The 22,534-nt window shown below is 66.4% G+C and carries 25 protein-coding genes; 9 read left to right on the top strand and 16 right to left on the bottom strand.

Annotation, left to right across the window (positions count from 1 at the left end):
• The 16 genes from BH719_RS10015 to BH719_RS03065 form a co-directional block, all read right to left on the bottom strand.
• Window positions 1–1,558: helicase-related protein (locus BH719_RS10015; protein WP_009743289.1), on the bottom strand; the 1,558-nt coding region annotated here is incomplete at its 3' end.
• Between the two features lie 199 nt (window positions 1,559–1,757).
• A complete protein-coding gene (locus tag BH719_RS03115; RefSeq protein WP_034255189.1) occupies window positions 1,758–2,288 on the bottom strand; it encodes a DUF6301 family protein in 531 nt (176 codons plus the stop codon).
• Between the two features lie 16 nt (window positions 2,289–2,304).
• Complete coding sequence (locus tag BH719_RS03110; protein WP_009743287.1) at window positions 2,305–2,838, bottom strand: DUF6301 family protein; 534 nt, start codon at window positions 2,836–2,838, stop codon at window positions 2,305–2,307.
• Between the two features lie 16 nt (window positions 2,839–2,854).
• Complete coding sequence (locus BH719_RS03105; protein ID WP_009743286.1) at window positions 2,855–3,385, bottom strand: DUF6301 family protein; 531 nt, start codon at window positions 3,383–3,385, stop codon at window positions 2,855–2,857.
• A 16-nt stretch (window positions 3,386–3,401) separates the two neighbouring features.
• The gene (locus tag BH719_RS09050) at window positions 3,402–3,932 is read right to left on the bottom strand and encodes a DUF6301 family protein (RefSeq protein ID WP_083808174.1); all 531 of its coding nucleotides are present in this window, start codon (window positions 3,930–3,932) and stop codon (window positions 3,402–3,404) included.
• Window positions 3,933–3,947: 15 nt separating this feature from the next.
• Window positions 3,948–4,475 (bottom strand): DUF6301 family protein, encoded by a 528-nt coding sequence (locus BH719_RS09045; protein WP_009743284.1) that lies wholly within the window; start codon window positions 4,473–4,475, stop codon window positions 3,948–3,950.
• A gap of 16 nt (window positions 4,476–4,491) precedes the next feature.
• Window positions 4,492–5,022: a DUF6301 family protein gene (locus tag BH719_RS03100; RefSeq protein WP_009743283.1), complete on the bottom strand. Its 531-nt coding sequence runs from the start codon at window positions 5,020–5,022 to the stop codon at window positions 4,492–4,494.
• A 6-nt stretch (window positions 5,023–5,028) separates the two neighbouring features.
• The gene (locus BH719_RS03095) at window positions 5,029–5,592 is read right to left on the bottom strand and encodes a hypothetical protein (protein WP_009743282.1); all 564 of its coding nucleotides are present in this window, start codon (window positions 5,590–5,592) and stop codon (window positions 5,029–5,031) included.
• Between the two features lie 116 nt (window positions 5,593–5,708).
• Complete coding sequence (locus BH719_RS09040) at window positions 5,709–6,236, bottom strand: DUF6301 family protein (RefSeq protein ID WP_009743281.1); 528 nt, start codon at window positions 6,234–6,236, stop codon at window positions 5,709–5,711.
• 16 nt (window positions 6,237–6,252) lie between these two features.
• Complete coding sequence (locus BH719_RS09035; protein WP_009743280.1) at window positions 6,253–6,783, bottom strand: DUF6301 family protein; 531 nt, start codon at window positions 6,781–6,783, stop codon at window positions 6,253–6,255.
• Window positions 6,784–6,799: 16 nt separating this feature from the next.
• On the bottom strand, window positions 6,800–7,333 hold the full coding sequence (locus BH719_RS03090; protein WP_009743279.1) for a DUF6301 family protein: 534 nt from the start codon (window positions 7,331–7,333) through the stop codon (window positions 6,800–6,802).
• Window positions 7,334–7,349: 16 nt separating this feature from the next.
• Complete coding sequence (locus BH719_RS03085; protein ID WP_009743278.1) at window positions 7,350–7,880, bottom strand: DUF6301 family protein; 531 nt, start codon at window positions 7,878–7,880, stop codon at window positions 7,350–7,352.
• 16 nt (window positions 7,881–7,896) lie between these two features.
• On the bottom strand, window positions 7,897–8,421 hold the full coding sequence (locus tag BH719_RS03080; protein ID WP_009743277.1) for a DUF6301 family protein: 525 nt from the start codon (window positions 8,419–8,421) through the stop codon (window positions 7,897–7,899).
• Between the two features lie 46 nt (window positions 8,422–8,467).
• The gene (locus BH719_RS09030; protein ID WP_009743276.1) at window positions 8,468–10,258 is read right to left on the bottom strand and encodes a hypothetical protein; all 1,791 of its coding nucleotides are present in this window, start codon (window positions 10,256–10,258) and stop codon (window positions 8,468–8,470) included.
• Window positions 10,255–10,572 carry a type VII secretion target gene (locus tag BH719_RS03070; protein WP_245683311.1) on the bottom strand — a complete coding sequence of 106 codons (318 nt, stop codon included), beginning with the start codon at window positions 10,570–10,572 and terminating at the stop codon, window positions 10,255–10,257. Before BH719_RS03070 ends, BH719_RS09030 begins: the two co-directional genes overlap by 4 nt.
• Window positions 10,565–10,921, bottom strand: a complete 357-nt coding sequence (locus tag BH719_RS03065; protein ID WP_034255188.1) for a hypothetical protein — start codon at window positions 10,919–10,921, stop codon at window positions 10,565–10,567. Before BH719_RS03065 ends, BH719_RS03070 begins: the two co-directional genes overlap by 8 nt.
• A 97-nt stretch (window positions 10,922–11,018) precedes the next feature.
• Between BH719_RS03065 and BH719_RS03060 the strand changes: the two genes are divergently transcribed.
• From BH719_RS03060 to BH719_RS03020, 9 genes are all read left to right on the top strand, one after another.
• Window positions 11,019–11,825: an ABC transporter ATP-binding protein gene (locus BH719_RS03060; protein ID WP_009743274.1), complete on the top strand. Its 807-nt coding sequence runs from the start codon at window positions 11,019–11,021 to the stop codon at window positions 11,823–11,825.
• Window positions 11,822–12,577, top strand: a complete 756-nt coding sequence (locus tag BH719_RS03055; RefSeq protein ID WP_009743273.1) for an ABC transporter permease — start codon at window positions 11,822–11,824, stop codon at window positions 12,575–12,577. The genes BH719_RS03060 and BH719_RS03055 overlap by 4 nt, the downstream gene beginning before the upstream one ends.
• The gene (locus tag BH719_RS09025) at window positions 12,574–13,374 is read left to right on the top strand and encodes a TetR/AcrR family transcriptional regulator (RefSeq protein ID WP_009743272.1); all 801 of its coding nucleotides are present in this window, start codon (window positions 12,574–12,576) and stop codon (window positions 13,372–13,374) included. The genes BH719_RS03055 and BH719_RS09025 overlap by 4 nt, the downstream gene beginning before the upstream one ends.
• Before the next feature lie 108 nt (window positions 13,375–13,482).
• The gene (locus BH719_RS03045; RefSeq protein WP_034255539.1) at window positions 13,483–14,514 is read left to right on the top strand and encodes a PhoH family protein; all 1,032 of its coding nucleotides are present in this window, start codon (window positions 13,483–13,485) and stop codon (window positions 14,512–14,514) included.
• Complete coding sequence (gene ybeY / locus BH719_RS03040; RefSeq protein WP_005871248.1) at window positions 14,511–14,960, top strand: rRNA maturation RNase YbeY; 450 nt, start codon at window positions 14,511–14,513, stop codon at window positions 14,958–14,960. The genes BH719_RS03045 and ybeY overlap by 4 nt, the downstream gene beginning before the upstream one ends.
• Window positions 14,957–16,318 carry a hemolysin family protein gene (locus BH719_RS03035; RefSeq protein WP_009743270.1) on the top strand — a complete coding sequence of 454 codons (1,362 nt, stop codon included), beginning with the start codon at window positions 14,957–14,959 and terminating at the stop codon, window positions 16,316–16,318. The genes ybeY and BH719_RS03035 overlap by 4 nt, the downstream gene beginning before the upstream one ends.
• Window positions 16,318–17,508: a GTPase Era gene (gene era, locus BH719_RS03030; RefSeq protein ID WP_009743269.1), complete on the top strand. Its 1,191-nt coding sequence runs from the start codon at window positions 16,318–16,320 to the stop codon at window positions 17,506–17,508. The genes BH719_RS03035 and era overlap by 1 nt, the downstream gene beginning before the upstream one ends.
• A 128-nt stretch (window positions 17,509–17,636) precedes the next feature.
• Window positions 17,637–19,280, top strand: coding sequence for an alpha,alpha-phosphotrehalase (treC, locus tag BH719_RS03025; RefSeq protein WP_009743268.1), 1,644 nt, complete (start codon window positions 17,637–17,639; stop codon window positions 19,278–19,280).
• A 34-nt stretch (window positions 19,281–19,314) separates the two neighbouring features.
• Window positions 19,315–21,426 carry a PTS sugar transporter subunit IIABC gene (locus BH719_RS03020; RefSeq protein ID WP_009743267.1) on the top strand — a complete coding sequence of 704 codons (2,112 nt, stop codon included), beginning with the start codon at window positions 19,315–19,317 and terminating at the stop codon, window positions 21,424–21,426.
• The last annotated feature ends 1,108 nt before the right edge of the window (window positions 21,427–22,534 follow it).

Below are 22,534 nucleotides of genomic sequence, written 5' to 3'. Positions count from 1 at the left end.
CCACCGCGGACGCCAGGGCCACGAGGCGCGCCTCCTGCTCCGCCACCCGCGAGGCAGTGGCGCGCAGGTGGGCGGGCGGGGACCCCAGGGACCGCTCCAGGCGCGCCAGGTCCGCGCCGTCGGCCCGCACGTCCTCGGAGAGCAGGGCCGTGAAACGCGCCGCCCGGGCGGCGCCCACAACGGGGGAAGCCGCCAGAAGCGCGCGTCCCAGCGGCGGGTCGAGGGGAAGGGAAGCCAGGGCGCGGCCGAAGGGGGTGGCCGCCCCCGCCTCGTCGATGGCGCCCAACGCGCGCAACCTGGCCCCGGCGGCGTTCCACGCGCCCGCCGGAGGGGCGTCCAACAGGGCGAGGCCGGTGGCGTCGGGGGCGCCCCACACGGCGGCCTGCAAACGCGCGCCGGTGAGGTCGTCTGTGGCGATGCCGGGCGCGGACTGGGCGGGGCGGCGAGAGAAGTCCACGGGGTCCATGACGCGGACGGCGGTGCCGGGCCCCAGGCGGGCGGCGCGGCCCGCGCGCTGTTCGAGGCGGGCCCGCGAGGCGGGGACCGTGGCCAGCTGGGAGATTCCGCGCGCCGCGTCGAGGCGGGGCTCGCGGGCCAGGGAGGCGTCGACGACGACGCGCACGCCCGGCACGGTCAGCGACGACTCGGCGATGGACGTGGAGAGCACGACGCGGCGCCGGGAGCCGGGGGACAGGGCCGCGTCCTGCTGGGCGGCGCTGAGGCGCCCGTGGAGGGGGAGCACGTCGGCGCCCGGAGCGCTGATGAGGGAGCGGACGCGTTCGATCTCGGCCACGCCGGGCAGGAACACCAGCAGGTCCCCGTCGCTTCCGGCGTAGGCGGACTCCACGGTGCGGGCCACGTGGGCCAGGAACTCGCGGCGCACGCCGACGCGCCCGCCCACGGCTCCGAGGGGCTCGGCCCCCCGCGGGGGAGGGGCCCACCGCACGTCCAGGGGGTGGATGGCGCCGGGGATGTCGATGAGCGAGGGGGCGGTGCCCGTCGCCTCCTCCAGCAGGCCGGCCGTGCGGGAGGCCTCCAGGGTGGCGGAGGTGAGGGCGATGAAAAGGTCTTCGCGCAGGGCGGCGCGCGCGTCCAGCAGGAAGGCGAGGGCGAGGTCGGTGTCGAGGTCCCGCTCGTGGAACTCGTCGAGGAGCACGCCGGCCACTACGGGCAGTTCGGGGTCCCGTTGGAGCCTGCGCAGCAGGACGCCAGGGGTGACCATCTCAACGCGGGTGGAGCGGGAGGCGACGGAGTCGCCGCGCACCGTGTAGCCGACTTGGCCGCCCACCCGTTCGCCGAGGAGGCGTGCGATGCGGCGGGCGGCGGCGCGCACGGCGACGCGGCGCGGCTGGGTGACCAGGATCCGGCCCGGGCGCTCGCGGTAGGGCTGGGTCAGTGCTGCGGCGAGGGCGGCGGGGACCAGGGTGGTCTTGCCGGTTCCCGGGGGAGCGGTGATGACGGCGCAGGCGCCGGGGCGGGCGGCCCGGGTGATCGCGGGTAGCGAGGCCGCGACGGGCAGGTCGGGCGGGTCCGATACGAGGTCCTCAAGCGTGCGCACGCCACCATTATCGCCGCTGCGCTCCGAAGGCGCGGGGGCGGGGCAGTGGGTGGTGGTGGGGCACTGCCGCCGCACGGCTGCGTCCGAACGGCGGGGAGTCGGTGGGTGTTGGGGGTGGCCGGATACTGCCCCATGCCTGCGTCCGAACGGCGGGGAGTCGGTGGGTGGAGGGCTAGGCCGCCAGGGCGGGCGATCCGGGTCAGTCGTCCCCGAAGAAGTCGTCGTAGTCGGTCAGCCCCATGGCCTCTTCTTCGCGGCGCAGTCGGGTCATGTGCGGGGAGTGGAGTGTGAGGCCGACCATTATTCCCACATTGTCAATCCTAATCTGCACCTCATTGTTCAAAAACCACTCCATCGCGTCGCTTGCCTTCTGGCGGCTGTCTACTGCTCCAATGAACGATGCGTCAATGGCTCCGCAGTACTCCTCGTATGCCCGCGTCACCGCTTCTATGCAGCTGTCTTCTTCTTCGACTGTGTAACGCTCCCCGACGGCGATGACGACGTCTGCAATGGCGTTTCCAATGTGCGTGAAGAAAGAGTCTGGCTCGCCCTTGGCGAATGGTGAGGAGAACATGTCTCGGTCCGTGTCGTCTGTTTTGTAACCAAGGCTTTCGTATAGTTGTCTGCCCTCGTCGGGTGTCATGGGCCAGCGGTGAGTCGCCCAGGCTTTGACGATTTGGATAAAGCGTTCTACGGGGTAGGCTTTGAAGGTGACGGGTTGCTGTGGCATACCTTCTCCGTTCTGCTCAGTCGTCCTCGAGGATGTCGTCGTAGTCGGTGAGTCCCATAGCCTCTTCCTCTAGGAGTAGTCGCGTCATGCGAGGGGAGTCGATGTACAGTGTGATTATACTGCCTGGATTGCCGATCCATAGCAGGACTCCGTGCCTCATGATCCACTCGGTTGCCCGGGGCTTCTCCCTCCTTCGGACTATTGTGCCGCGAAACGCGCGATCAACGGCTTCGCAGTACTGCGCGTACCGTTCCGCGACCGCCTTGGCGTCCACAGTGGCGTCATCAGCGTTATAGTATTTCGTGACGCTGATGTCGACACTGCCCACTGTGCCGTTCCGAGCTGTGAAGTACGAATCGGCCTCTCCGTTCGAGGCGAACTCTGAGAGGAACATCTCCGGCTCTTCTGAATCGACTGCGTACCCAAGGTCCTCGAATAGTCTCCTTCCCTCTTCGGCAGAAATCGGCCAATGGTGGTCGACCCACGCTTTGACGATCTCAATGAATCGTTCCGCCGGGTAGGCTTCGAATCTGGCGGGGCGCTGCGTCATGGACTTAATCTCCTCTTCAGTCGTCCTCGAGAATGTCGTCGTAGCTGGCCAAGCCCATTTCCTGCTCCTCGCGGCGCAACTGGGTCATGTAAGGAGAATGGATACACGCTGAAACGGAACGGTTCCAGACTGAGACTTCTAACTCAACGTCACTTGTAAAAGTCCATTCCGTGGAACCATCCTCGGACCGTGTGGCACTAATCACGTTCTTGTAGTGCGAATTGATCGCTTGACAGAACGTAGCGTATGCATCTGCTATGGCGGCTGAGGATTCCTTTTCCTCGCCCACATTGCATGGGCGCGCAACGGCGATGTCAACCGTGCTGACAAGGCCCTTCACAGTGACATAGTAAGAATCGGCCTCTCCGCCTGCGAAAGGGGAGGCGAACATCTCGGGGTCCCCTGGATCCACTGAGTAGCCCAAGCTTTCGTAAATGTTCCGGGCTTCTGCCGCTGTGATTGGCCGGGAGTGCTCTATCCATGCCTTCACAATATCGATGAAGCGGTCTACGGGGTAGGCCTCGAAGCTGACGGGGTGCTGTGACATGCCTTCTCCGTTCTGCTCAGTCGTCTTCGAGGATGTCGTCGTAGCTAGTCAAGCCCATTTCTTTCTCTTCGCGGCGCAACTGGGTCATGTAAGGAGAGTGAATACGTGCTGAAACGGAACGATTCCAGACTGAAACATCTAGCTCAACGCCACTTGTAAAAGTCCATTCTGTGGAACCATCCTCGGACCGTGTGGCACTAATCATGTTCTTGTAGTGCGAATTGATCGCCTGGCGGAACGCATCGTAGGCACTTGCTATGGCGGCTGAGGATTCCTTTTCCTCGCCCACATTGCATGGGCGCGCAACGGCGATGTCAACCGTGCTGACAAGGCCCTTCACAGTGACATAGTATGAGTCGGCCTCTCCGTCTGCGAAGGGGGAGGCGAACATTTCGGGATCCTCCGGATCCACTAAGTAGCCCAAGCTTTCGTAAACCTGCCGGGCTTCTGCTGCTGTGATTGGCCAAGGGTGCTCTATCCATGCCTTCACAATGTCGATGAAGCGGTCTACTGGGTAGGCCTCGAAGCTGACGGGGTGCTGTGGCATGTTTTTCCTTTCTGCTCAGTCATCCTCGAGGACCTCGTCGTAGCAGGTCAAGCCCATTTCCCTTTCCTCGCGGAGCAGCTGTGTCATGCGTGGCGACGCGATTCTGAGTGAAATGTTCCTCGGTAGCTTTGCCAGTCGGATTTCGATATCCTTATCAAGGGTCCATCTAATGGAGCTTTCCTCTGTCTTGCGCTGGGAGATCGAGTCTCTGAGACTGCTGTCGATGATGACACAGTACTCTGTGAATACGTGTGAGATGTGGTTCTCATCCTGTTGTGTCCGTGCAGCGCATGGACGAGATACAGAGATCCGCACGTTCCCTACTCGGTTGTGCTGCGCTGTGAAGAAAGAATCGGGTTCCTCCTGAGCGAACTCTGAGAAGAATAGTCTTGGTTTTGGGGTGTGAACGCGGTACCCGAGACTTTCGTAGAGCTCTTTGGCTTGTATTGGTGTCATCGGCCATGGATGCGTGATCCAGGCTTCGATGATTTCGCTGAAGCGGTCTACGGGGTAGGCCTCGAAGGCGGTGGGGTGCTGTGGCATGCCTTTTCCGTTCTGCTCAGTCGTCTTCGAGGATGTCGTTGTAGTTGGTCAGGCCGTTCTCCTCCTCCTCGCGGAGCAGCTGCGTCATGGTGGGGGAGTCGATGAACAGGATGATCGAGTGGCTGAGGGGGCCGAGGCTGATTCCGACGTTGTTGTCCAGGATCCAGTCGATTGCCCCGTCGTCCTTTCGCCTGCGCATGAGCGTGCTCGGCCCGAATGCCTGTTCGATTGAACCGTAGTACGCGGTGAAGTACTGGGCGATAACGGGCCCGTTCTGCCCTTCGGTTCCAGGAGGGCACGGGTGGCCGATCTGCATGCGGACCGTGTTGATGAGGCCCTCGTGTTCCGTGAAGTACGCGTCGGGCTCGCCGCCCACCGCGAAGTGGGACATGAAGAGGCCGGGATCGGCGGCGTGGGGCCTCATGCCGAGGGATTCGTACACTCGTCGGCCGTGCGCCGTGGTGATGGGCCATGCCTGGTGGACCCAGGCTTGAACGATGCTGATGAAGTGGTCCACAGGGTAGGACTGGAATGTGGTGCTGTTCATTGTGCTCTACTCGGTGTAGTCCGGGTGCTGCCTCACGAGGCCCTGGAGCGTGGAGGCGTAGGCCCGGTCGAGGGGGACGGGGATGGCGCTCAGGTGGATGACGCTCGACATGTAAGGGTACGGCGTGCGGTACACGTCGGTGATGACTTCGACGCTGCCGTCGAGTATTCCCCGGCGCAGAACGGGATCTTTGGCGAGGGCGGCGTGGAGGCACCGGTCTGTGAGCATGAGGTGGCACGCGTACTCCGGGGAGCCCTGCGTGGCGGAGGCGCCGTCGACTGGCCGCGTCCTCAGCCTGTGCGAGTACCCCTTGGCCGCGACCACGTGGAGGGAACGGGGCCTGGAGTCCTCGTCGTAGGCGACGGCGTAGATGTCGCCGCTGTGGTTCCCCTCGTTGGGGCCGTCGATGCCGGGGAGTATTACCATCCCCTCGCGCTCCAGGGAGGACTCGGCGCCCACGATGCCGACTTCCTCGCCGAGCCTGGTGTACTCGCCCTGCTCGTGGGCCAGGGCGTCGGCGATGTGCTCGATGCGGCGCTGCTCCGTGATCGGGCTCCGGTTGTTCGCCATCTGCCTGAGTGTGCGCCTTATGCGCGTCCGTGTCACGTTGGTGGTGTCCACTCCTCGAATCCTCGTTTCTTCTCTTCCCTAGTGGTGGTCTCAAGTCTGGAGCACCGGTGCTCCGCTCAATCGTCCTCGAGGATCTCGTCGTATCTGGTCAAGCCCATTTCTCCCTCTTCGCGACGCAACTGGGTCATACGAGGTGATCCGATGAAAACTGAAATATTTCTCGATAGTTTCGCTAAACGAATGTCAACACCGTTGCGTAGTGTCCACCTGACTGCGTTCCTTTCGCTCTTGCGGTGTGAAATCATGTCTTTGAGCTTGTCTTCGATGGCGGTGCAGTAATCGCTGAACGTGCGGGAGATCGTGTCTGTGTTCTGTGGTGTCACAGTGTCGCATGGGTGGGACATTGAAATGCGTGCGTCGCCTACGCGATCATTGTGTGTGGTGACGTAGGAGTCGGGCTCTATCTGCGAAAAGTCTGAAATAAATAGCTCCGGTTTCGGTGCGTAAGCGCGGTATCCAAAGCTTTCGTACAGTTCTTGAGCTTCTGCTGATGTCATGGGCCAAAAGTGGTTGACCCAGGCTTTGATAATCTCGATGAAGCGATCTGTTGGGTAGGCTTCGAATCTGGTGGGGCGCTGCGTCATGGGCTGAATTTCCTCTTCAGTCGTCCTCGAGGATCTCGCCGTAGCTGGTCAAGCCCATTTCCTGCTCCTCGCGGCGCAATTGGGTCATACGCGGTGAGTGTATGTAGAATGAAATAGTGATCCCGATGTTGCTGAGTCTAATTTGTGCGTCATTCTTAAAGAACCATTCGACCGCGTTGTGTGTCCTATCTCTTCTTGATAATGCTTCAGGGTATGCGCCGCTTACCGCTTTGCAATACGTGTCGTAGGTTCTCTCCATCGCGGCTGCGTTTTCTTTCATGGACTCTCTTGTGCATATTGTGGATACTGCGACATCAATGTCGTCAATAAGCCCGTTCCGAACGATAAAGTAGGAATCCGGTTCTTGTTCCGCAAATGGTGACGCGAACATCCCCGGGTCTTCTGAATCGACTGAGTACCCTAAATCCTCGAATATTATCCTTCCGTCTTTCGAGGTGATGGGCCATGGGCGGTCGATCCATGTCTTAACGATTTCGATGAAGCGATCTGTTGGGTAGGCTTCGAATCTGGTGGGGCGCTGCGTCATGGGCTGAACGTCCTCTTCAGTCGTCCTCGAGGATCTCATCGTAGCTGGTCAAGCCCATTTCCTGCTCCTCGCGACGCAACTGGGTCATGGCCGGCGAGGAGACGGAAAACGTTACCCTGTGTCCAGGGTTTCCGACTCTTATGTTCACATTATTGTCGATGAACCACTCAGTTGCGGAATCCTGTTGATGTCGTAGGATAAGTCGTTTCGAAACAAGGGTGTCAATCGCGTTACAGTACTGTTTGTATATCTTCTCAATTTTGTCTGCATTATGTCTCTCAGTCCCTTTTTCTCCTTGTCTCGTAACTGTTATGTTGACCGTGTTTATGCAACCGTCACTTTGTGTGTAGTAAGAGTCCGGTTCGCCGTCTTTTGACAAATCTGATGCGAACAAACTCGGATCTGGGATGTAGGGGCGGTAGCCGATGCTTTCGTATATTTCTTTCGCCTCTTCTGTGGTTATGGGCCAAGGGTGGTTGACCCATGTTTCGACTATTTCAACGAAGCGATCTGTTGGGTAGGCTTCGAATCTGGCGGGGTTCTGCGTCATGGGCTGAACGTCCTCTTCAGTCGTCCTCGAGGATATCGTCGTAGCTGGTCAAGCCCATTTCCTCTTCTTCGCGGCGCAATTGGGTCATGCGTGGTGAATGGATAACTAAGGATATCGCGATATCGATGTTCGCGATCCTGATTCGGACATCGTTATGAAACGTCCATTCGGTCGCTTTGTCGTGAACTGGATGTTTTGTTGCGTTTCCATTGAATACCGTGTCGATGGCGTTGCAGTACCGGGTATATATCTCATAGAGTGGTGAATCGTCGCTGGCTTCCCCGTCGGGGAGGAGTCGCGCCATTTCCATGTCGATCACGCTGACTTGATCCCGCGTGACGACGTAGTAGGAGTCTGGTTCCTTGTCCGTGGAGAAATCGGACCAGAAGAAGTTCGGGCGCGGAGCGTACCCGCGGAGACCTAGGCTCTTGTATATAGCCTGCCCCTCGTCAGAAGCAATCGGCCAAGGGTGGTTGACCCATGCTTCGACTATTTCAATGAAGCGATCTGTTGGGTAGGCTTCGAATCCGGCGAGGCGCTGTGTCACGGGCTGAATGTCCTCTTCAGTCGTCCTCGAGGATCTCGTCGTAGCTGGTCAGGCCCATTTCTTCCTCTTTGCGACGCAATTGGGTCATGCGAGGTGAGCGGATAATAAAAGACAATGCGAAGTCGATGTTTTCGATCCTGATTCGGACATCGTTATAAAACGTCCATTCGATCGCCTTGTCATGGATCACATGCTTTGTTGCGCCGCCATCGAATGCGCTATCAATAGCGGCGCAGTATTGGGTATACGTGTCGCAGAGCGTCGAATCGTTGCCAACCTCATTTTCGGGAAGGGTGAGTTTCGCGACTTCCAGGTCGATAGTACTAATTTGATCCTGTGTGACGACGTAGTATGAGTCGGGTTCGTCGTCCGTGGAAAAGTCGGACCAGAAGAAGTTCGGGCGCGGAGCGTACCCGCGGAGGCCGAGACTCTCGTATATAGCCTGCCCCTCGTCAGAAGTAATCGGCCAAGGGTGGTTGACCCAGGCTTTGACGATTTCGATGAAACGGTCCGTAGGGTATGCGTTGAGTGTGGTGCTCATAGTCTATGATTCTACTCTGTGTCGGCGTTTTCTTCCAGTGTTGTTCTCAGGGGGTGGGTTTTGAGGGTGGGAAAGGCGCGTATGCGGGGTGTCCCTTGAGGATCTTTTCCAGCTTCTTTATGAAGTCGTCGTCGAGGGGTACGGCCTTTGTCTGTTGCAGGGTGACGCAGGACATGTACGGGTGGCGGGTGCGGTATACGTCCGCGATCACCGGGATCTCTCTTTTGAGTATGGCTTCGCGGAGTGCGGCGTTCCTGGCCAGTGCGTCGTGCAGCTGGGTGTCGTTGAGCATGATGTCGCGCACGTATGTGGGGGACCCCTGTTTGAAGGGTGTTCCGTCGACCAGTCGCGTCCCCAGTTTGCTACTGTATCCTTTGGCCTCCACCACGTGGAAGGCTTGGTGATTGCCTTCCTTGTCTAGGGCGGTCGCGTAGATGTCGCCGCTGCCGTTCCCCGCACCAGCGCCCCCGGTGTTGGGGAGGAGCTCCATTCCCTGGCTTTCCAGTTTGGATTCTGCTCCAACGATTCCGACTTCTTCGCCAAGTGCTGAGTATCTTCCGCGGGCGTGGGACAAATCATCGGCGAGGCGGATGATCGTTTCTCGTTCGAACACTGGCCGGTGCTCTTTTTTGAGCCGTGCGATTGTGGCTTCAATGGTGTTTATCGTCGCGTCCTTGGGATCCACCCCGTGGGCGCGGAGTTCCGCCTCCAGGTCTTTGATGTGCTGCTTGGTCTCGACACGGGCGTCCCTCAGTGTGTTGAGCTGGGCCTGGTCGCGCCCCTCGCCCCATTTGGCGCCGTTGTGGGACTCGTCGGGTTTCTCCCTCTTCGTGTCCTTCCACGGCTTGCGCTCGGGGAAGACCAGGGGCTCGTCCTTCACGGGGTCTTTGGCATGGGGCGGGGGAGTGGGCTGGGCAGAGGCGTGCGGGCCGTGAACGCCGTGCGGGGCGCCGCCGATTCCGATGGCCGCAGTCGCGCCCGCCACGGGGCCGTGGGGCGTCAGTGCGGCGGCCCCCCGGTGGAACATGGAGCTGATCGCCCCGGTGAGCGTGTTCCACAAGCGCCCCAGCTCCGACAGGAGCCCGTGGAAACTGGAGAACACGGTCTTCAAATGGCCGATGGCCTCGAAGACGTGGGTCGACAACGCGGCGACCCGGGTGGTGATCTGCTCGACGACCAAGGCGGTGGCCAGACCCAGGGTGCAGGCCTCCTCGATGGCCACCGAGCAGATCGTGCCGATCAGATCCGATATCGCCTGGCGCACCACGTCGTGCACCACCTGGACGATGCCCGACGCCATGCGCAGGCCGTCCGCCATGGCCTGCGCCCACTGGGAAGCCGCCTGCACGTGCTCCGCCACGCCGCCGGCCGAGGTCCGGATCGCCTCGACCCCGTCCCCGGCCATGTCGGACAGGCACGTGGCCGTGTCCTCCTCCAACTGCGCGCCGGCGGCCCCCAGGGCCATGGCCACGTTCTCCCACGTCTGCGCGTTCGCCTCCACCTGCGCCGCGTCCCCGGCCAGGGCGTTGAACAGCTCGTTGAAGGGCCACACCCACTCCAGTGCCCAGCCGAGGCCCATCGAGATGAGGGTGCCAATGGGATCCGAGACGGCGGACGCCACGTCCAACCCCGTGAACGCGACCCCCAGCGCGGTGCCCATCCAGCTGCCGCCCTGGATGGCCTCCACCAGGGCGTGCCCGTCCTCGATGATGCCCAGGCCCTCGAAGCCGCTGCGCGCGTCCTGGCGCTCGGCTACCAGGGTGCTGCCGGGGTTCCCGCTGCCGCCGACCGCCCCGCCGGGCACGTCAGCAGTGGTCAGCGCCTCCCCGCCGCTCACGGCAGGCGCTCCATGATCGCGCGCAGGTCCTCGGCGATCTGCGCCTCCACCGCGTCGTAGACCTGGGCCGTGCGCCCCAGGAGCTCGTACATGCGCCCCAGGCCCTGGCCCGTCGCGTCGATGCACGAGCGCGCCCCCGCCTCGACGAAGCCGACCGCCGGCCCCAGGAGCGGCGCGCACAACACCCCCAGCGCCCCGATGGTGTTCAAGGAGCCCACCGCCCACTGGGCCTGCGACACCTGGTCGGCGGTCGCGTCCACGCGCGCCGCGTAGGAGCGCAGCATGTCCGTGTTGACCCGCAGTTCCTCACTCACCGTCCCCACCCCCCATCAAGGGGGCCAGGATCGGGTTGTCCGCCCCGAACGCCTCCACAGCGGCCCCGCGCACCCCGGCGAGAGCGTCCGCCCGCGCCGCCGTGTACGCCTCCACCACCCCGGCGCCCAAGCGCGACAGGGAGACACGCTGGGCGCCCCGCCCGAAAGCGCAGCGCACCAGCGCGCCCGAGGCGTCCACCTCCACCGCGACTTCGCCGCCCAGGGCGCGCCCGCGCCCCACCATCCCCTCGCTGGCCCGTCTGAAACGCGCCCCCGCCCGGGCGTTCTCCGACACGCGCCGCTGCGCGTCAGCGATCATCTGATCGAAATCTTCGAAAGCTCCAGCCATATTCCAAAACTACGCCCGTCGGCACAGAGCCGACAAGTACTCGAAAACCGTGAGTGAGGGGCTTGTTCCCTGAGCTGGTAGGAGGTATATTCATCATGTGATTAATTCATCGAGTGATGAAGCTCGGGACACCGCTCCGACGGTCCCGGAGCGCCCCGGCGCGGAGCCCCCTCCCGCGATCAGCGTCGAGCGCCTACGGGTGTCGCGCGGGCGCGCGCCCGTCCTCCACGACGTGTCCTTCTCGATACGGTGCGGCGAGATCGTCGGTCTGCTGGGCCCCTCGGGCTGCGGCAAGACCACCCTGATGCGCGCCCTGGTCGGGGTGCAGCGCATCGACGCCGGAACCGCCGCCGTGCTCGGCTGCCCCGCCGGGTCCAAGCGCCTGCGCGCCCGCATCGGCTACTCCACCCAGCAGGCGAGCGCCTACCCCGACCTCACTGTGCGGCGCAACGCCGTCTACTTCGCCGCCCTCGCCGGGGCCGGGCGCGGCGCCGCCGACGCCGCCATCCGCTCCGTCGGCCTGGCCGACCGGGCCGGGCAGGTCGTCTCCACACTGTCGGGAGGGCAGGCCTCGCGGGCCTCCATCGCCTGCGCCCTGGTCGGCGATCCCGAGGTCATGGTCCTGGACGAGCCGACCGTCGGCCTGGACCCCCTGACCCGCGAGTCCCTGTGGGACGTGTTCCGCGAACTGGCGGGGCAGGGCCGCACCCTGCTGGTCTCCAGCCACGTCATGGACGAGGCGATGCGCTGCGACCGCCTCATCCTCATGAGGAGGGGCCGCGTCCTGGGGGTCATGACGCCCGCGGAGCTCCTGGAGGCCACGGGGCAGGACACCCCGGACCGCGCCTTCCTCGCCCTGGTGAGGGAGGACGCCGACGACGGCGCAGAAGGGAGCGTCCGATGAACCCGGCAACCTGGTGGGCCACCACCACCCGCGTCCTGCGCCAACTGGTCGCCGATCGCCGCACCATCGGCATCGTCCTCGTCGTCCCCACGGCGCTGCTGGTCCTGCTCCACTTCGTGTTCCTCGACGTCCCGGTCGCCCCCGGAGCGGAACCCGCCTTCCCGGTGCTGGCGGTCAACATGTACGGGATCTTCCCCATGGTCGCGATGTTCCTGGTCACCTCGATCACCATGCAGCGCGAGCGCGTGACCGGCGCGCTGGAGCGCCTGTGGACCACCCGCCTGCACCGCGCCGACCTGCTCTTCGGCTACGCCGCCGCCTTCACCGTGATCGGCGTCCTCCAATCCCTGGTCATGTGGTCCGTGGGCGCCTTCTTCCTGGGCGTGAGTACCGAGGCCGGCGCGCCCTGGGTGGTGGACGTGACGGGCGCAGGGGCCTTCGTCGGCATCGCACTGGGCCTGGTGGCCAGCGCCTTCGCGCGCAGCGAGTTCCAGGCCGTCCAGTTCATGCCCGTCTTCATCATCCCCCAGCTGTTCCTGTGCGGGTTCTTCGTGCCCACCGCATACCTGCCCAGCCCCCTGGAGCGGATCGCCGCGGTGCTCCCCATGACCCACACCGTGGCCGCCCTGGAGGAGGTGCGCCTCCAATCCGCGCCGGGCCAGGGGTACTGGAAGGCGCTCGCGGTCATGCTCGCGTGGGGGATCGGGGCGCTGGTCGTCGCCTCGCTCACCATGCCGAGGCGCACGAGGTGACGAGGCGGACCCCCGCTCCGCGCGGAGACGACGGAGAACGGAAAGGAAAGCCCCGCCAGAGGGCCAGGGCCGGCGCCCCCGCGGGCGCCAGGAGCACCGCGGGCAATGCCGGAGCCGCCGCGGACAGCAAGGGGAAGGCGGCTCGTGCCGGAGCCGCCGCGGAGGGCAAGGCGTGGGCGAGCAGCGCGGGCGGCGCCAAGGGCGGCAAGGGGAGGGCGACCCGCGAGCGCATCCTCGCCGCCGCCCGGCAGGCGTTCGCGAGCGGCGGCTACGCCGCGGTCTCGGTGAGGTCGATAGCGTCCCAGGCGGGCGTCGACCAATCCCTGGTCCACCACTACTTCGGCACCAAGAAGGACCTGTTCCTGTCCGCCATGGACGTGCCCTTCGACCCCATGGAGCACATGGGCGGCGCCCTGGAGAAGCTGTCGGACGGGACCCTGGAGGACCTGGGGGAGGCCGTCGTGCGGGGGATCCTCGCGGTCTTCGCCTCGCCCCACGGGCGCGACTACGTGGCTGTCATGCGCGCCCGCATGGCGCCCGGCGGCCCTGTCGAGTCCGTGGCGGGCTTCCTCACCGAGGAGGTCTACTCCCTGGCGGCCTGGCTGCTGGACGACCCCCCGGGCACGGGGGCGCTGCGGACGGACCTGGCCGCCTCGCAGGTCATCGGGCTCATCGTCGCCCGCTACGTGCTGCGGCTCCAGCCCTTGGCGGACCTGGACGACGAGCAGGTCGTCGCCCACTACGCGCCGGTGCTGCAGCGCTACATGACGGGCCCGCTGCCCCCGGGGGCAGGGTAGGGGCGGCTGCGGGCGGGGCGGGCACGCCGAGTGGCTCCCGCCCCGGCGGCGCCGATAGAATCAGGGCAGCACCACAAGCGGATCCGAAGGAGCGTGGACCTCCACCGCATGAGCGACCCCACCGTTGAAAGCACCCTCGTGCAGACCAGGCGCGCCATGATCCCCGCGCGCCTGGAGCCCATCATGGTCCTGGGGGTCGCCGACCAGGTGCTGCGCGCGCTGGAGCGCGGCTTCCCCCACGTGCGCTTCCTGGTCACCGGGCGCGAGATCTCCATGGCCGGCGTCCAAGCCGACATCGACCTGGCCGCGAACCTGGTCGAGGAGCTCATCGGCCTGGCCGGGCGGGGCCAGGCGCTCGACGCCGACGCCGTCGAACAGGCCATCTCACTGCTGGGGCGCGTCACGCGCGGCGAAGCGCCCTCCGAGGAGATCCTCTCCGCCCGCGGCCGCTCCATCCGCCCCAAGACGCCCGGGCAGAAGGCGTACACGGACGCCATCGACCGCTCCACCGTCGTCTTCGGCATCGGCCCGGCGGGCACGGGCAAGACCTACCTGGCCATGGCGCAGGCCGTGCGCCGCCTCCTGTCCGGCGAGGCCCGCCGCATCGTCCTGACCCGCCCGGCCGTCGAGGCGGGCGAGAACCTGGGGTTCCTGCCCGGGTCCCTCACCGACAAGATCGACCCCTACCTGCGGCCCCTCTACGACGCCCTGGGGGACATGCTGGACCCCGAGGCCCTGCCCAAGCTCATGGCCGCCGGGACCATCGAGGTGGCGCCCCTGGCGTACATGCGCGGGCGCACCCTCAACGACTCCTTCATCATCCTCGACGAGGCGCAGAACACCACGCTGGGCCAGATGAAGATGTTCCTCACCCGCCTGGGCTTCGGATCCAAAGTGGTCGTCACCGGCGACGCCTCCCAGGTGGACCTGCCCGGCGGCCAGCCCAGCGGCCTCGCCGTCATCCAGACCATCCTGGAGGGCGTGGACGGCATCGAGTTCTGCCACCTCACCAGCGCGGACGTGGTCCGCCATGAACTGGTCGGCCATATCATCGACGCGTACCAGCGGTGGGAGGACGGCGCCGCGCGCCGGCGCTCCGCCCGCTCCCGCGCCCGACACCCCCGAGAGGACCGCTCATGACCGAGGTTCTGAACGAGACCGACTACGACATCGACTGCGCCGAATTCGCGGCCCTGGCCGACTACGTGCTCACGCAGATGCACGTCGCCTCCGACGCCGAGCTCAACATCCTGTTCATCGGGGCCGGCCCCATGGAGGAGCTGCACGTCAAATGGCTGGACCTGCCCGGCCCCACCGACGTCATGAGCTTCCCCATGGACGAGCTCAAACCCGGCACCGCCGACAACCCCACGCCGCCGGGGATGCTCGGCGACATCTGCATCTGCCCCGAGGTGGCCACCCGACAGGCCGCCGACTCCGGGCACACCGCCGCCGAGGAGATGCTGCTGCTGGCCACCCACGGCATCCTCCATCTGCTGGGCTACGACCACGCTGAGGACGCCGAGAGGGCGGAGATGTTCGCCCTGCAGCGCAAACTGCTCCTCACCTTCCTGGCGTCCCGATGACCCCGCCGCTGCCCGTCCAGGCGGCGGGCGCCTCGTCGATCGGGGCCGTCCCCGACCTGCCGCTCGCAGTGCTGGCCGCCTTCGCCCTGGTGGTGGCCTGCCTGGCGCAGAGCGTCGAACAGGGCGTGTCGCGCCTGAGCGCCGCCGCCGTGGAGGACCTGGCCGAGCAGGGCAGGGCGCGCGCCGGGGTGCTGGCGGGCCTGGTCGCCCACCGCAGGCGCACTCTGCTGGTCCTGCGCTCGGCGCGCACCCTGTGGCAGGTGGTCTTCGCCGTGTCCGTCACGCTCATCCTGGTCGACAAGGGCATCGCCTGGTGGGCCGTGGCCCTCATCGCCGTCGCCTCCGTCTCCGCCCTGCAGTTCCTCTTCGTGTCCCTGGTCCCCAGCCAGTGGGCGGCGCGCCGCCCCGAGGGGATCGCCCTGGCGGGGGCTCCCACCGCCGCCCGCCTCGTGCGGCTCAGCCGCCTTGTGGACCCGCTGCTGGGGCGCGTGCGCGCCTCCCGCCCCGCGCCCGAGCCCACCGAGGCGCAGGCCCGCGCCGAACTGGTCTCCGACCTGCGCGAGATCGTCGACGAGGTGGGGGAGCCCGAGTCCATCGAGGAGGAGGACCGCGAGATGGTGCGCTCCGTCCTGGACCTGGGCCAGACCCTGGTGCGCGAGGTCATGGTCCCGCGCACGGACATGGTGACCGCCGACGCGGACCTGGGCGCCCGCAAGGCCCTGCGCCTCTTCGTGCGCTCCGGGTTCTCGCGCCTGCCCGTGGTGGGCGACGACGTCGACGACGTGCGCGGCGTCCTCTACTTCAAGGACGTAGTGGCCCGCCTGGAGGCCCACGGGCCCGACTTGGACCTCACCGCCGAGCAGATGATGCGGCCCGCCGAGTTCACCGTCGAGATGAAGCCCGCCGACGACCTGCTGCGCCAGATGCAGGCCGAGCACTCCCACATGGCGATCGTCATCGACGAGTACGGGGGAGTGGCCGGCCTGGTCACCCTGGAGGACATCATCGAAGAGGTCGTCGGCGAGGTCACCGACGAGCACGACCGGCACGTCATCGAGCCCGAGGCCCTGGGAGGGGGGCAGTGGCGCGTGCCCGCGCGCTACCCGATCTCCGAGCTCGGCGACCTGCTGGGCGTCGAGGTCGAGGACGAGGACGTGGACTCGGTGGGCGGCCTGCTGGCCAAGGCCATCGGCAGGGTCCCTCTGCCCGGGGCGCGCGGCGAACTGGCGGGGGTGCGCATGCGCGCCGAGGAGGCGCGGGGGCGCCGGCGCCAGGTGGGCACCATCGTGTGCTCTACAGTTGGGGGCAGCGGGGCGCCCGGCGCCCCGCCCCAGGTAGGAACACGGAAAGAGGACTGATGCGCTTCCCCAGTGACGACGAGCTCATGGCAGGCCCCAACGCCCTCGGGGACGCGCGCATCGAGGTGCCGCCCGGTGCCGCCGACCCCGAAGCCGAGGCGCGCGCCCAGATCGGCGGCGACTCCGGCCTCGGCGACGCGGAAGACCCGGACGCCGGCAACGCCGATGACGGCCTGTCGGACCTGGAGGACGAGGCGGACGCGGACCTGGGCGCCTTCGAGGCGCTGGCCTCGGTGGCCTCGCTGCGCCAGGACGCGGCCGCCGCGATCGGGGTCCCCGACTACCCCGAGGACTTCCGCGCGGGCTTCGTCTCCATCGTGGGGCGCCCCAACGTCGGCAAGTCCACCCTCACCAACGCCCTGGTCGGCCAGAAGGTGGCGATCACGTCGGGGCGCCCCGAGACGACCCGCCACAACATCCGCGGCATCGTCCACGGCGACGGCTACCAGCTGGTCCTCGTGGACACCCCCGGCTACCACCGTCCCCGCACGCTGCTGGGCAAGCGGCTCAACGACATGGTGCGCGAGGCGCTGGCCGAGGTGGACGCCGTGCTCTTCTGCCTGCCCGCCGACCAGAGGATCGGCCCGGGCGACCAGTTCATCGCCCGCGAGCTGCGGGGCGTGAAGCGCCCGGTCATCGCCGTGGCCACCAAGTGCGACGCGGTGGGCCGCGAGCGCGTCATGAAGCACCTGCTCGCCATCGAGCGGCTGGGCGAGTGGAGCGCCATCGTCCCCGTGTCCTCCGTGGAGGGCAAGGGCATCGACCACCTGCGCGACGTGCTCGCCCAGACGGTCCCCGCCTCGCCGCCCCTGTACCCCGAAGGCGACGTGACCGACGAGTCCCGCGACACCCTGATCGCCGAGTTCATCCGCGAGGCCGCCCTGGAGGGTGTGCGCGACGAGCTGCCCCACTCCCTGGCCGTGCAGGTCGAGGAGATCATCGAGAGGGAGCGCAGGGAGGGCGACACCCGTCCGCCCCTGGTGGACGTCCACGTCAACGTCTACGTGGAGCGCGACTCCCAGAAGGCGATCATCATCGGGCGGCGCGGGGCGCGCCTCAAGGAGATCGGCACCGAGGCGCGGCGCCACATCGAGGAGCTGCTGGGCAAGCGGGTGTACCTGGACCTGCACGTGCGCACTGCCAAGGACTGGCAGTCCGACCCGAAGATGCTGGGGCGCCTCGGCTTCTGAGGGGAGCATTGTAGCCGTCCACAACGGTGGTGTGAATATGTGAAAGACCACTCGTTGACTTGTCTTCCAAAGTGTAAACTTTCGCATACGAAACAACGTTGGCGAATGCGAGAGCATTGGAGGGCACGATGACGGGGTTCCGTAGTTCAGTCGTCTACCAGATCTACCCCAAGTCGTTCTACGACTCGAACGGCGACGGCGTCGGGGACCTGAGGGGAGTCATCGAGAAGATCCCCTACATCGCCTCGCTGGGCGTGGACCACGTCTGGTTCAACCCGTTCTTCCCCTCGCCGGGGCGGGACAACGGCTACGACATCTCCGACTACTGCGCCATCGACCCCGCCATGGGCACGATGGAGGACTTCGAGGAGCTCGTCGAGGCCCTGGGTGCCCACGGGATCGGCGTCATGCTCGACATGGTCCTCAACCACACCTCCACCGAGCACGAGTGGTTCCGCAAGGCGCTGGCCGGCGACGAGCGCTACCAGCGCTACTACTACCTGCGCGACCCCAAGCCCGACGGCTCACTGCCCACCAACTGGGTGTCCAAGTTCGGGGGCCCCGCCTGGGAGCCCTTCGGGGACACCGGCAAGTACTACCTGCACCTCTTCGACCGGACGCAGGCGGACCTCGACTGGCACAACCCCGATGTCCGCGAGGAGGCCGCCAAAGTCGTGAACTTCTGGCGCTCCAAGGGAGTGCGGGGCTTCCGCTTCGACGTCATCAACCTCATCGGAAAGCCGGAGGCGCTGCTCGACGCCCCCGAGGGCACCGACGACCGCGCGATGTACACCGACGGCCCCGATGTCCACACCTACCTGCAGTGGCTCTCCGAGCAGTCCTTCGGGCAGGACGCCGACTCCATCACTGTCGGCGAGATGTCCTCGACCTCCATCCAGGCGTGCATCGGCTACTCCAACCCCGCCAACCACGAGCTGTCGATGGTGTTCAACTTCCACCACCTCAAAGTCGACTACGAGGATGGCCAGAAGTGGACGCTCAAGGACTTCGACCTGGCGGCGCTCAAGCGCCTGCTGGGGGAGTGGGCGCTCGGCATGCAGGAGGGCGGGGGCTGGAACGCCCTGTTCTGGAACAACCACGACCAGCCCCGAGCCCTCGACCGCTTCGGGAACGTGGACGAGTACCGCTACGAGTCCGCGACGATGCTCGCCTCCGCCATCCACCTGCTGCGCGGAACGCCCTTCGTGTACATGGGCGAGGAGATCGGCATGAGCGACCCCGCCTACACGAGCATCGACGACTACGTGGACGTCGAGGCGCGCAACGCCTACCGCGCCCTCGTCGAAGGGGGCACGGACCCCGCGCGGGCGTTCGCCGTCGTCCACTCCAAGGCCCGCGACAACGCCCGCACCCCCATGCAGTGGGACGCCTCCGACAACGCCGGGTTCACGCGGGGCACCCCCTGGCTGCGGCCCGTCAACCACGCCGAGGTCAACGTCGAGTCCGCCGAGCGGGGCCGCATCCTGCCCTACTACCGGCGCCTCATCGAGGCGCGGCACACCCACCCGGTCATCGCCGAGGGCTCCTACATCCCCTACAACGCCCCCGACGAGGTCTTCGCCTACGTGCGCGAGCACGACGGCCAGCGCCTGCTGGTGCTCAACAACTTCCGCGCCCACGACGTCGGCGTCGACGTCCTGGGGGGCTTCGCCCAGGGGCGCGTCCTCATCGGGAACTACGACGACGCGGTCGTGCGCTCGCGCATCACGCTGCGCCCCTACGAGAGCCTGTCCATCATCACAGGTGCCTGACACGGTGCCCGAACACGGCACGAAAGGAACAACCATGTCCGAATCACCACAGCAGAGGGCGTCACTGCTCGCCCCGATGCCGGGCGACGTCATCGCCCAGGCCGACATCCCCGACCCCGCATTCGCCGGGGGCGCCATGGGCGTCGGCTTCGGTGTGGTCCCCGAGGAGAACACGGTCGTGGCCCCCGTCTCAGGGCGGATCACGATGGTGGCCGACACCGGCCACGCCGTCGGCTTCGAAACCGCCGACGGGCTGCAGGTGCTGCTCCACCTGGGCGTCGACACCGTCGAGCTCAAGGGCGCGCCCTTCCGCCTCGTCGTCGCCAAGGGCGACACCGTGCAGGCGGGCGGCCCGGTCGGGACGATGGATCTGGCCGCCGTCGAGGCCGCCGGTAAGTCCACGGTCGCCATCACCGTCATCACCAACTCCAAGAAGCGCGTGGAGTCCCTCGACGTGCGGACCGGCCGGGCCCAGGCCGGCGACCCCGTCGCCGACGCCCTCCTCAAGGCCGCCGCTCCTGCCGCGCCCGCCCAGGCGGAGGCGGCCCCCGCCTCGTCCGGCACCAGCGCCGCGTCGTCGGGAACCGCACCGGAAGCGGCGGGCGCCGCCGTCGAGGCGGACGACGGCTACGAGGGCCTGACCGGGTTCGCCCTGCAGGCCGTCCGCATCATCGACGGCATCGGCGGCGCGGACAACGTCGCCTCCGTCATCCACTGCATCACCCGCGTGCGCTTCTACCTCAAGGACGACGCCAAGGCCGATGACGCGGCCGTCGCCGACATCGACGGCGTCATCGACGTCGCCAAGGCCGGCGGGCAGTACCAGGTCGTCATCGGCGCCACCGTCGGCGACGTCTACCAGGAGATCGTCAAGCGGCTCCCGCAGGGCGCGGCCGGGGACGACGAGGCGGCGGCCGACCCCGTCGAGAAGCCCACCACCCCCCTGGGCTGGGTGAAGTACGGGTTCAGCTCTCTGATCGGCGTCATCACCGGGTCGATGATCCCCGTCGTCGGCGTCCTGGCCGGATCGGGCATCCTCAAGGGCCTGCTGGGCCTGCTGGTCCAGGTCGGCTGGCTGGTGAAGGACTCCGACACGAACATCATCCTCAACGCGATGGCGGACTCGATGTTCTTCTTCCTGCCCATCATCATCGGTTTCACGGCCGCCAAGCGCCTGGGCGCCGACCCGATCATCGTCGCGATCATCGGCGGCGTCCTGGCCTACCCGTCGATCGTCCAGCTGGCCAAGCACGATGCTCCCGGGTACCACGTGCTGCACACGCTGCTGGGCGTGAACTTCAACGCGGAACTCTTCGGGATCCCCATCTCCCTGCCGCTGGACAACGCCTACGCCTACTCGATCTTCCCGATCATCGTGGGGGCGTGGCTGGCGTCCAAGATCGAGCCCCTGCTCAAGAAGTGGATCCCCGCCGTGGTCCACTCCATCTTCGCCCCGCTCATCGAGATCTTCGTGATCTCCACGCTGCTGTTCACCGTCTTCGGACCCATCATCATGTTCGTCTCCGGCGGCGTCGCGGCCGGGCTGAACTGGGTGCTGGCCATCAACTACGCCTTCGCGGGCCTCGTCATCGGCGCCTTCTACCAGTGCCTCGTGATCTTCGGCCTGCACTGGGCCGTGATCCCCGTGATCGCCCAGCAGCTTGCCGTCCACGGGCAGTCCTCCACGATCAACGCCATCGTGTCCGCCACGATGATCGCGCAGGGCGGCGGCGCCCTGGCCTTCTGGATCAAGGCCCGCAGCGCGAAGATCCGCTCCCTGGCCGGTCCCGCCACGATCTCCGCGTTCTGCGGGGTCACCGAGCCCGCCATGTACGGCCTCAACCTCAAGTACGGGCGCGCCTTCCTCACCGCCTCGGTCGGCGGGGCCGCCGGCGGCCTGGTCACCGGCCTGCTCAACATCAACATGTACGGCTTCGCCGGGGCGTTCACCGGGTTCGCGTCCTTCGTGGACCCCACCGGCAAGGACACCTCCTCCGCCGTCAACTTCTGGATCGCGTCCTTCGTGGCGCTCGCCGTCGCCTTCGTGTGCACCTACTTCTTCGGGTTCAAGGAGGACGACTTCGGCCAGGGCAGGACCGTTGAGAAGGTCCGCCTGGGCAACCGCGAGGCCGCCAAGAAGGAGTAGCGGCCCGACCACTACGACTACCGCGGCGGGGCGCGCGGGCTGGGCCTGGGTCCGGCCCGCGCGCCCGGCTATTGGCCAGCGCCCGGCTATTGGCCAGCACTGAGTCGGCGGGTTCTTAGTGCCCTCCGGGTCTGTGTGCGCCCGGCTTATGGCGCGTCGCCGGGGGCGGCGTGCTCCGTTGTTCGTGTCCTTGAGAGTCATGGCGCCCTTGAACAACGCCTCAGCCAGGGACTCGATGAAGAGGGGGAGCATTGGGGCGGGAAACCACCCAGCCTCGGGCGGACCAACGTCGTCAGGTGGCGCTCGGGCCCGCATTGGGGCAGGAAACCACCGCGGCGTGGACGGTGTGCTCGCCCAGTTGGTGGCGCTCGGGCCCGCATTGGGGCAGGAAACCACCTACTGGGGCAGGTTAACCCCCATTGGGGCAGGCTAGTAACCTACCCCAATGCACGGTAGCCTGCCCCAATGCACTGTAAGGTGCCCCAATGCGCGGTCCATCGACTGCGGGAGGAAGCCGAGGAGATGCGCCTACTGCCGCAACCTGCCCCGATGCGGGGCTCCCGACCACTGCGTTTCCCATAGGGGTGCCACTGCGCGACTCAGACCGCGTTCGCACCGAGGAGTGCGAGTTTCAGCATTGCGTGCCGGGGTGCCACTGCGCGACTCAGACCGCCTCCGCACCACTTGGACCCCCAAGAAGACTGAGAAACCGGGGGCATGGCAGGGCATAAGTGGAGAGGCGCTCCCGGTGGCGCGAGATTCCGCGTGGCCGGTGGTGCCGCCGTGCCGTCTCGCCCGCACGGGTTGGTGCCCTTCCGTTGGGGCGGGGCCCGCCCCCTCAGGTGTGCCGTCTCGCCCGCACGGGTTGGTGCCCGTGCGAACCCATGGCGGAGCGGGGGCCGCCCGCGCCTCCCCGCGCGCGCGACTTGACGAGGGAGGCGCTGCGCGTCCTCAAGACCGGCGGGCGCGCCTTCCCGCGCGCACGGCTCGGCGGGCTTGCACCGGGGAGGGCTTGTCAGTAGGCGGTGGAACGACGCCCTGCCTCCCCGCGCGGGGCGGCGGCGCTAACCACGAATTGAGCGTCCGCGATCCCGAACTTCCTGCCTCC

Source organism: Pauljensenia hongkongensis, assembly GCF_001746855.1.
Taxonomy (GTDB): domain Bacteria; phylum Actinomycetota; class Actinomycetes; order Actinomycetales; family Actinomycetaceae; genus Pauljensenia; species Pauljensenia hongkongensis.
Note: the sequence above shows the minus strand (reverse complement) of the source record. Positions and strands in the feature narration are given on the sequence as shown.

What these genes read in the sequence shown, in the direction of transcription:
- BH719_RS03115 (WP_034255189.1), bottom strand. Translation starts at nt 2,288, where the DNA reads ATGCCACAGCAACCCGTCACCTTCAAAGCCTACCCCGTAGAACGCTTT.
- BH719_RS03110 (WP_009743287.1), bottom strand. Translation starts at nt 2,838, where the DNA reads ATGACGCAGCGCCCCGCCAGATTCGAAGCCTACCCGGCGGAACGATTC.
- BH719_RS03105 (WP_009743286.1), bottom strand. Translation starts at nt 3,385, where the DNA reads ATGTCACAGCACCCCGTCAGCTTCGAGGCCTACCCCGTAGACCGCTTC.
- BH719_RS09050 (WP_083808174.1), bottom strand. Translation starts at nt 3,932, where the DNA reads ATGCCACAGCACCCCGTCAGCTTCGAGGCCTACCCAGTAGACCGCTTC.
- BH719_RS09045 (WP_009743284.1), bottom strand. Translation starts at nt 4,475, where the DNA reads ATGCCACAGCACCCCACCGCCTTCGAGGCCTACCCCGTAGACCGCTTC.
- BH719_RS03100 (WP_009743283.1), bottom strand. Translation starts at nt 5,022, where the DNA reads ATGAACAGCACCACATTCCAGTCCTACCCTGTGGACCACTTCATCAGC.
- BH719_RS03095 (WP_009743282.1), bottom strand. Translation starts at nt 5,592, where the DNA reads ATGGCGAACAACCGGAGCCCGATCACGGAGCAGCGCCGCATCGAGCAC.
- BH719_RS09040 (WP_009743281.1), bottom strand. Translation starts at nt 6,236, where the DNA reads ATGACGCAGCGCCCCACCAGATTCGAAGCCTACCCAACAGATCGCTTC.
- BH719_RS09035 (WP_009743280.1), bottom strand. Translation starts at nt 6,783, where the DNA reads ATGACGCAGCGCCCCACCAGATTCGAAGCCTACCCAACAGATCGCTTC.
- BH719_RS03090 (WP_009743279.1), bottom strand. Translation starts at nt 7,333, where the DNA reads ATGACGCAGAACCCCGCCAGATTCGAAGCCTACCCAACAGATCGCTTC.
- BH719_RS03080 (WP_009743277.1), bottom strand. Translation starts at nt 8,421, where the DNA reads ATGAGCACCACACTCAACGCATACCCTACGGACCGTTTCATCGAAATC.
- BH719_RS03065 (WP_034255188.1), bottom strand. Translation starts at nt 10,921, where the DNA reads ATGGCTGGAGCTTTCGAAGATTTCGATCAGATGATCGCTGACGCGCAG.
- BH719_RS03055 (WP_009743273.1), top strand. Translation starts at nt 11,822, where the DNA reads ATGAACCCGGCAACCTGGTGGGCCACCACCACCCGCGTCCTGCGCCAA.
- BH719_RS03045 (WP_034255539.1), top strand. Translation starts at nt 13,483, where the DNA reads ATGAGCGACCCCACCGTTGAAAGCACCCTCGTGCAGACCAGGCGCGCC.
- ybeY (WP_005871248.1), top strand. Translation starts at nt 14,511, where the DNA reads ATGACCGAGGTTCTGAACGAGACCGACTACGACATCGACTGCGCCGAA.
- BH719_RS03035 (WP_009743270.1), top strand. Translation starts at nt 14,957, where the DNA reads ATGACCCCGCCGCTGCCCGTCCAGGCGGCGGGCGCCTCGTCGATCGGG.
- era (WP_009743269.1), top strand. Translation starts at nt 16,318, where the DNA reads ATGCGCTTCCCCAGTGACGACGAGCTCATGGCAGGCCCCAACGCCCTC.
- treC (WP_009743268.1), top strand. Translation starts at nt 17,637, where the DNA reads ATGACGGGGTTCCGTAGTTCAGTCGTCTACCAGATCTACCCCAAGTCG.
- BH719_RS03020 (WP_009743267.1), top strand. Translation starts at nt 19,315, where the DNA reads ATGTCCGAATCACCACAGCAGAGGGCGTCACTGCTCGCCCCGATGCCG.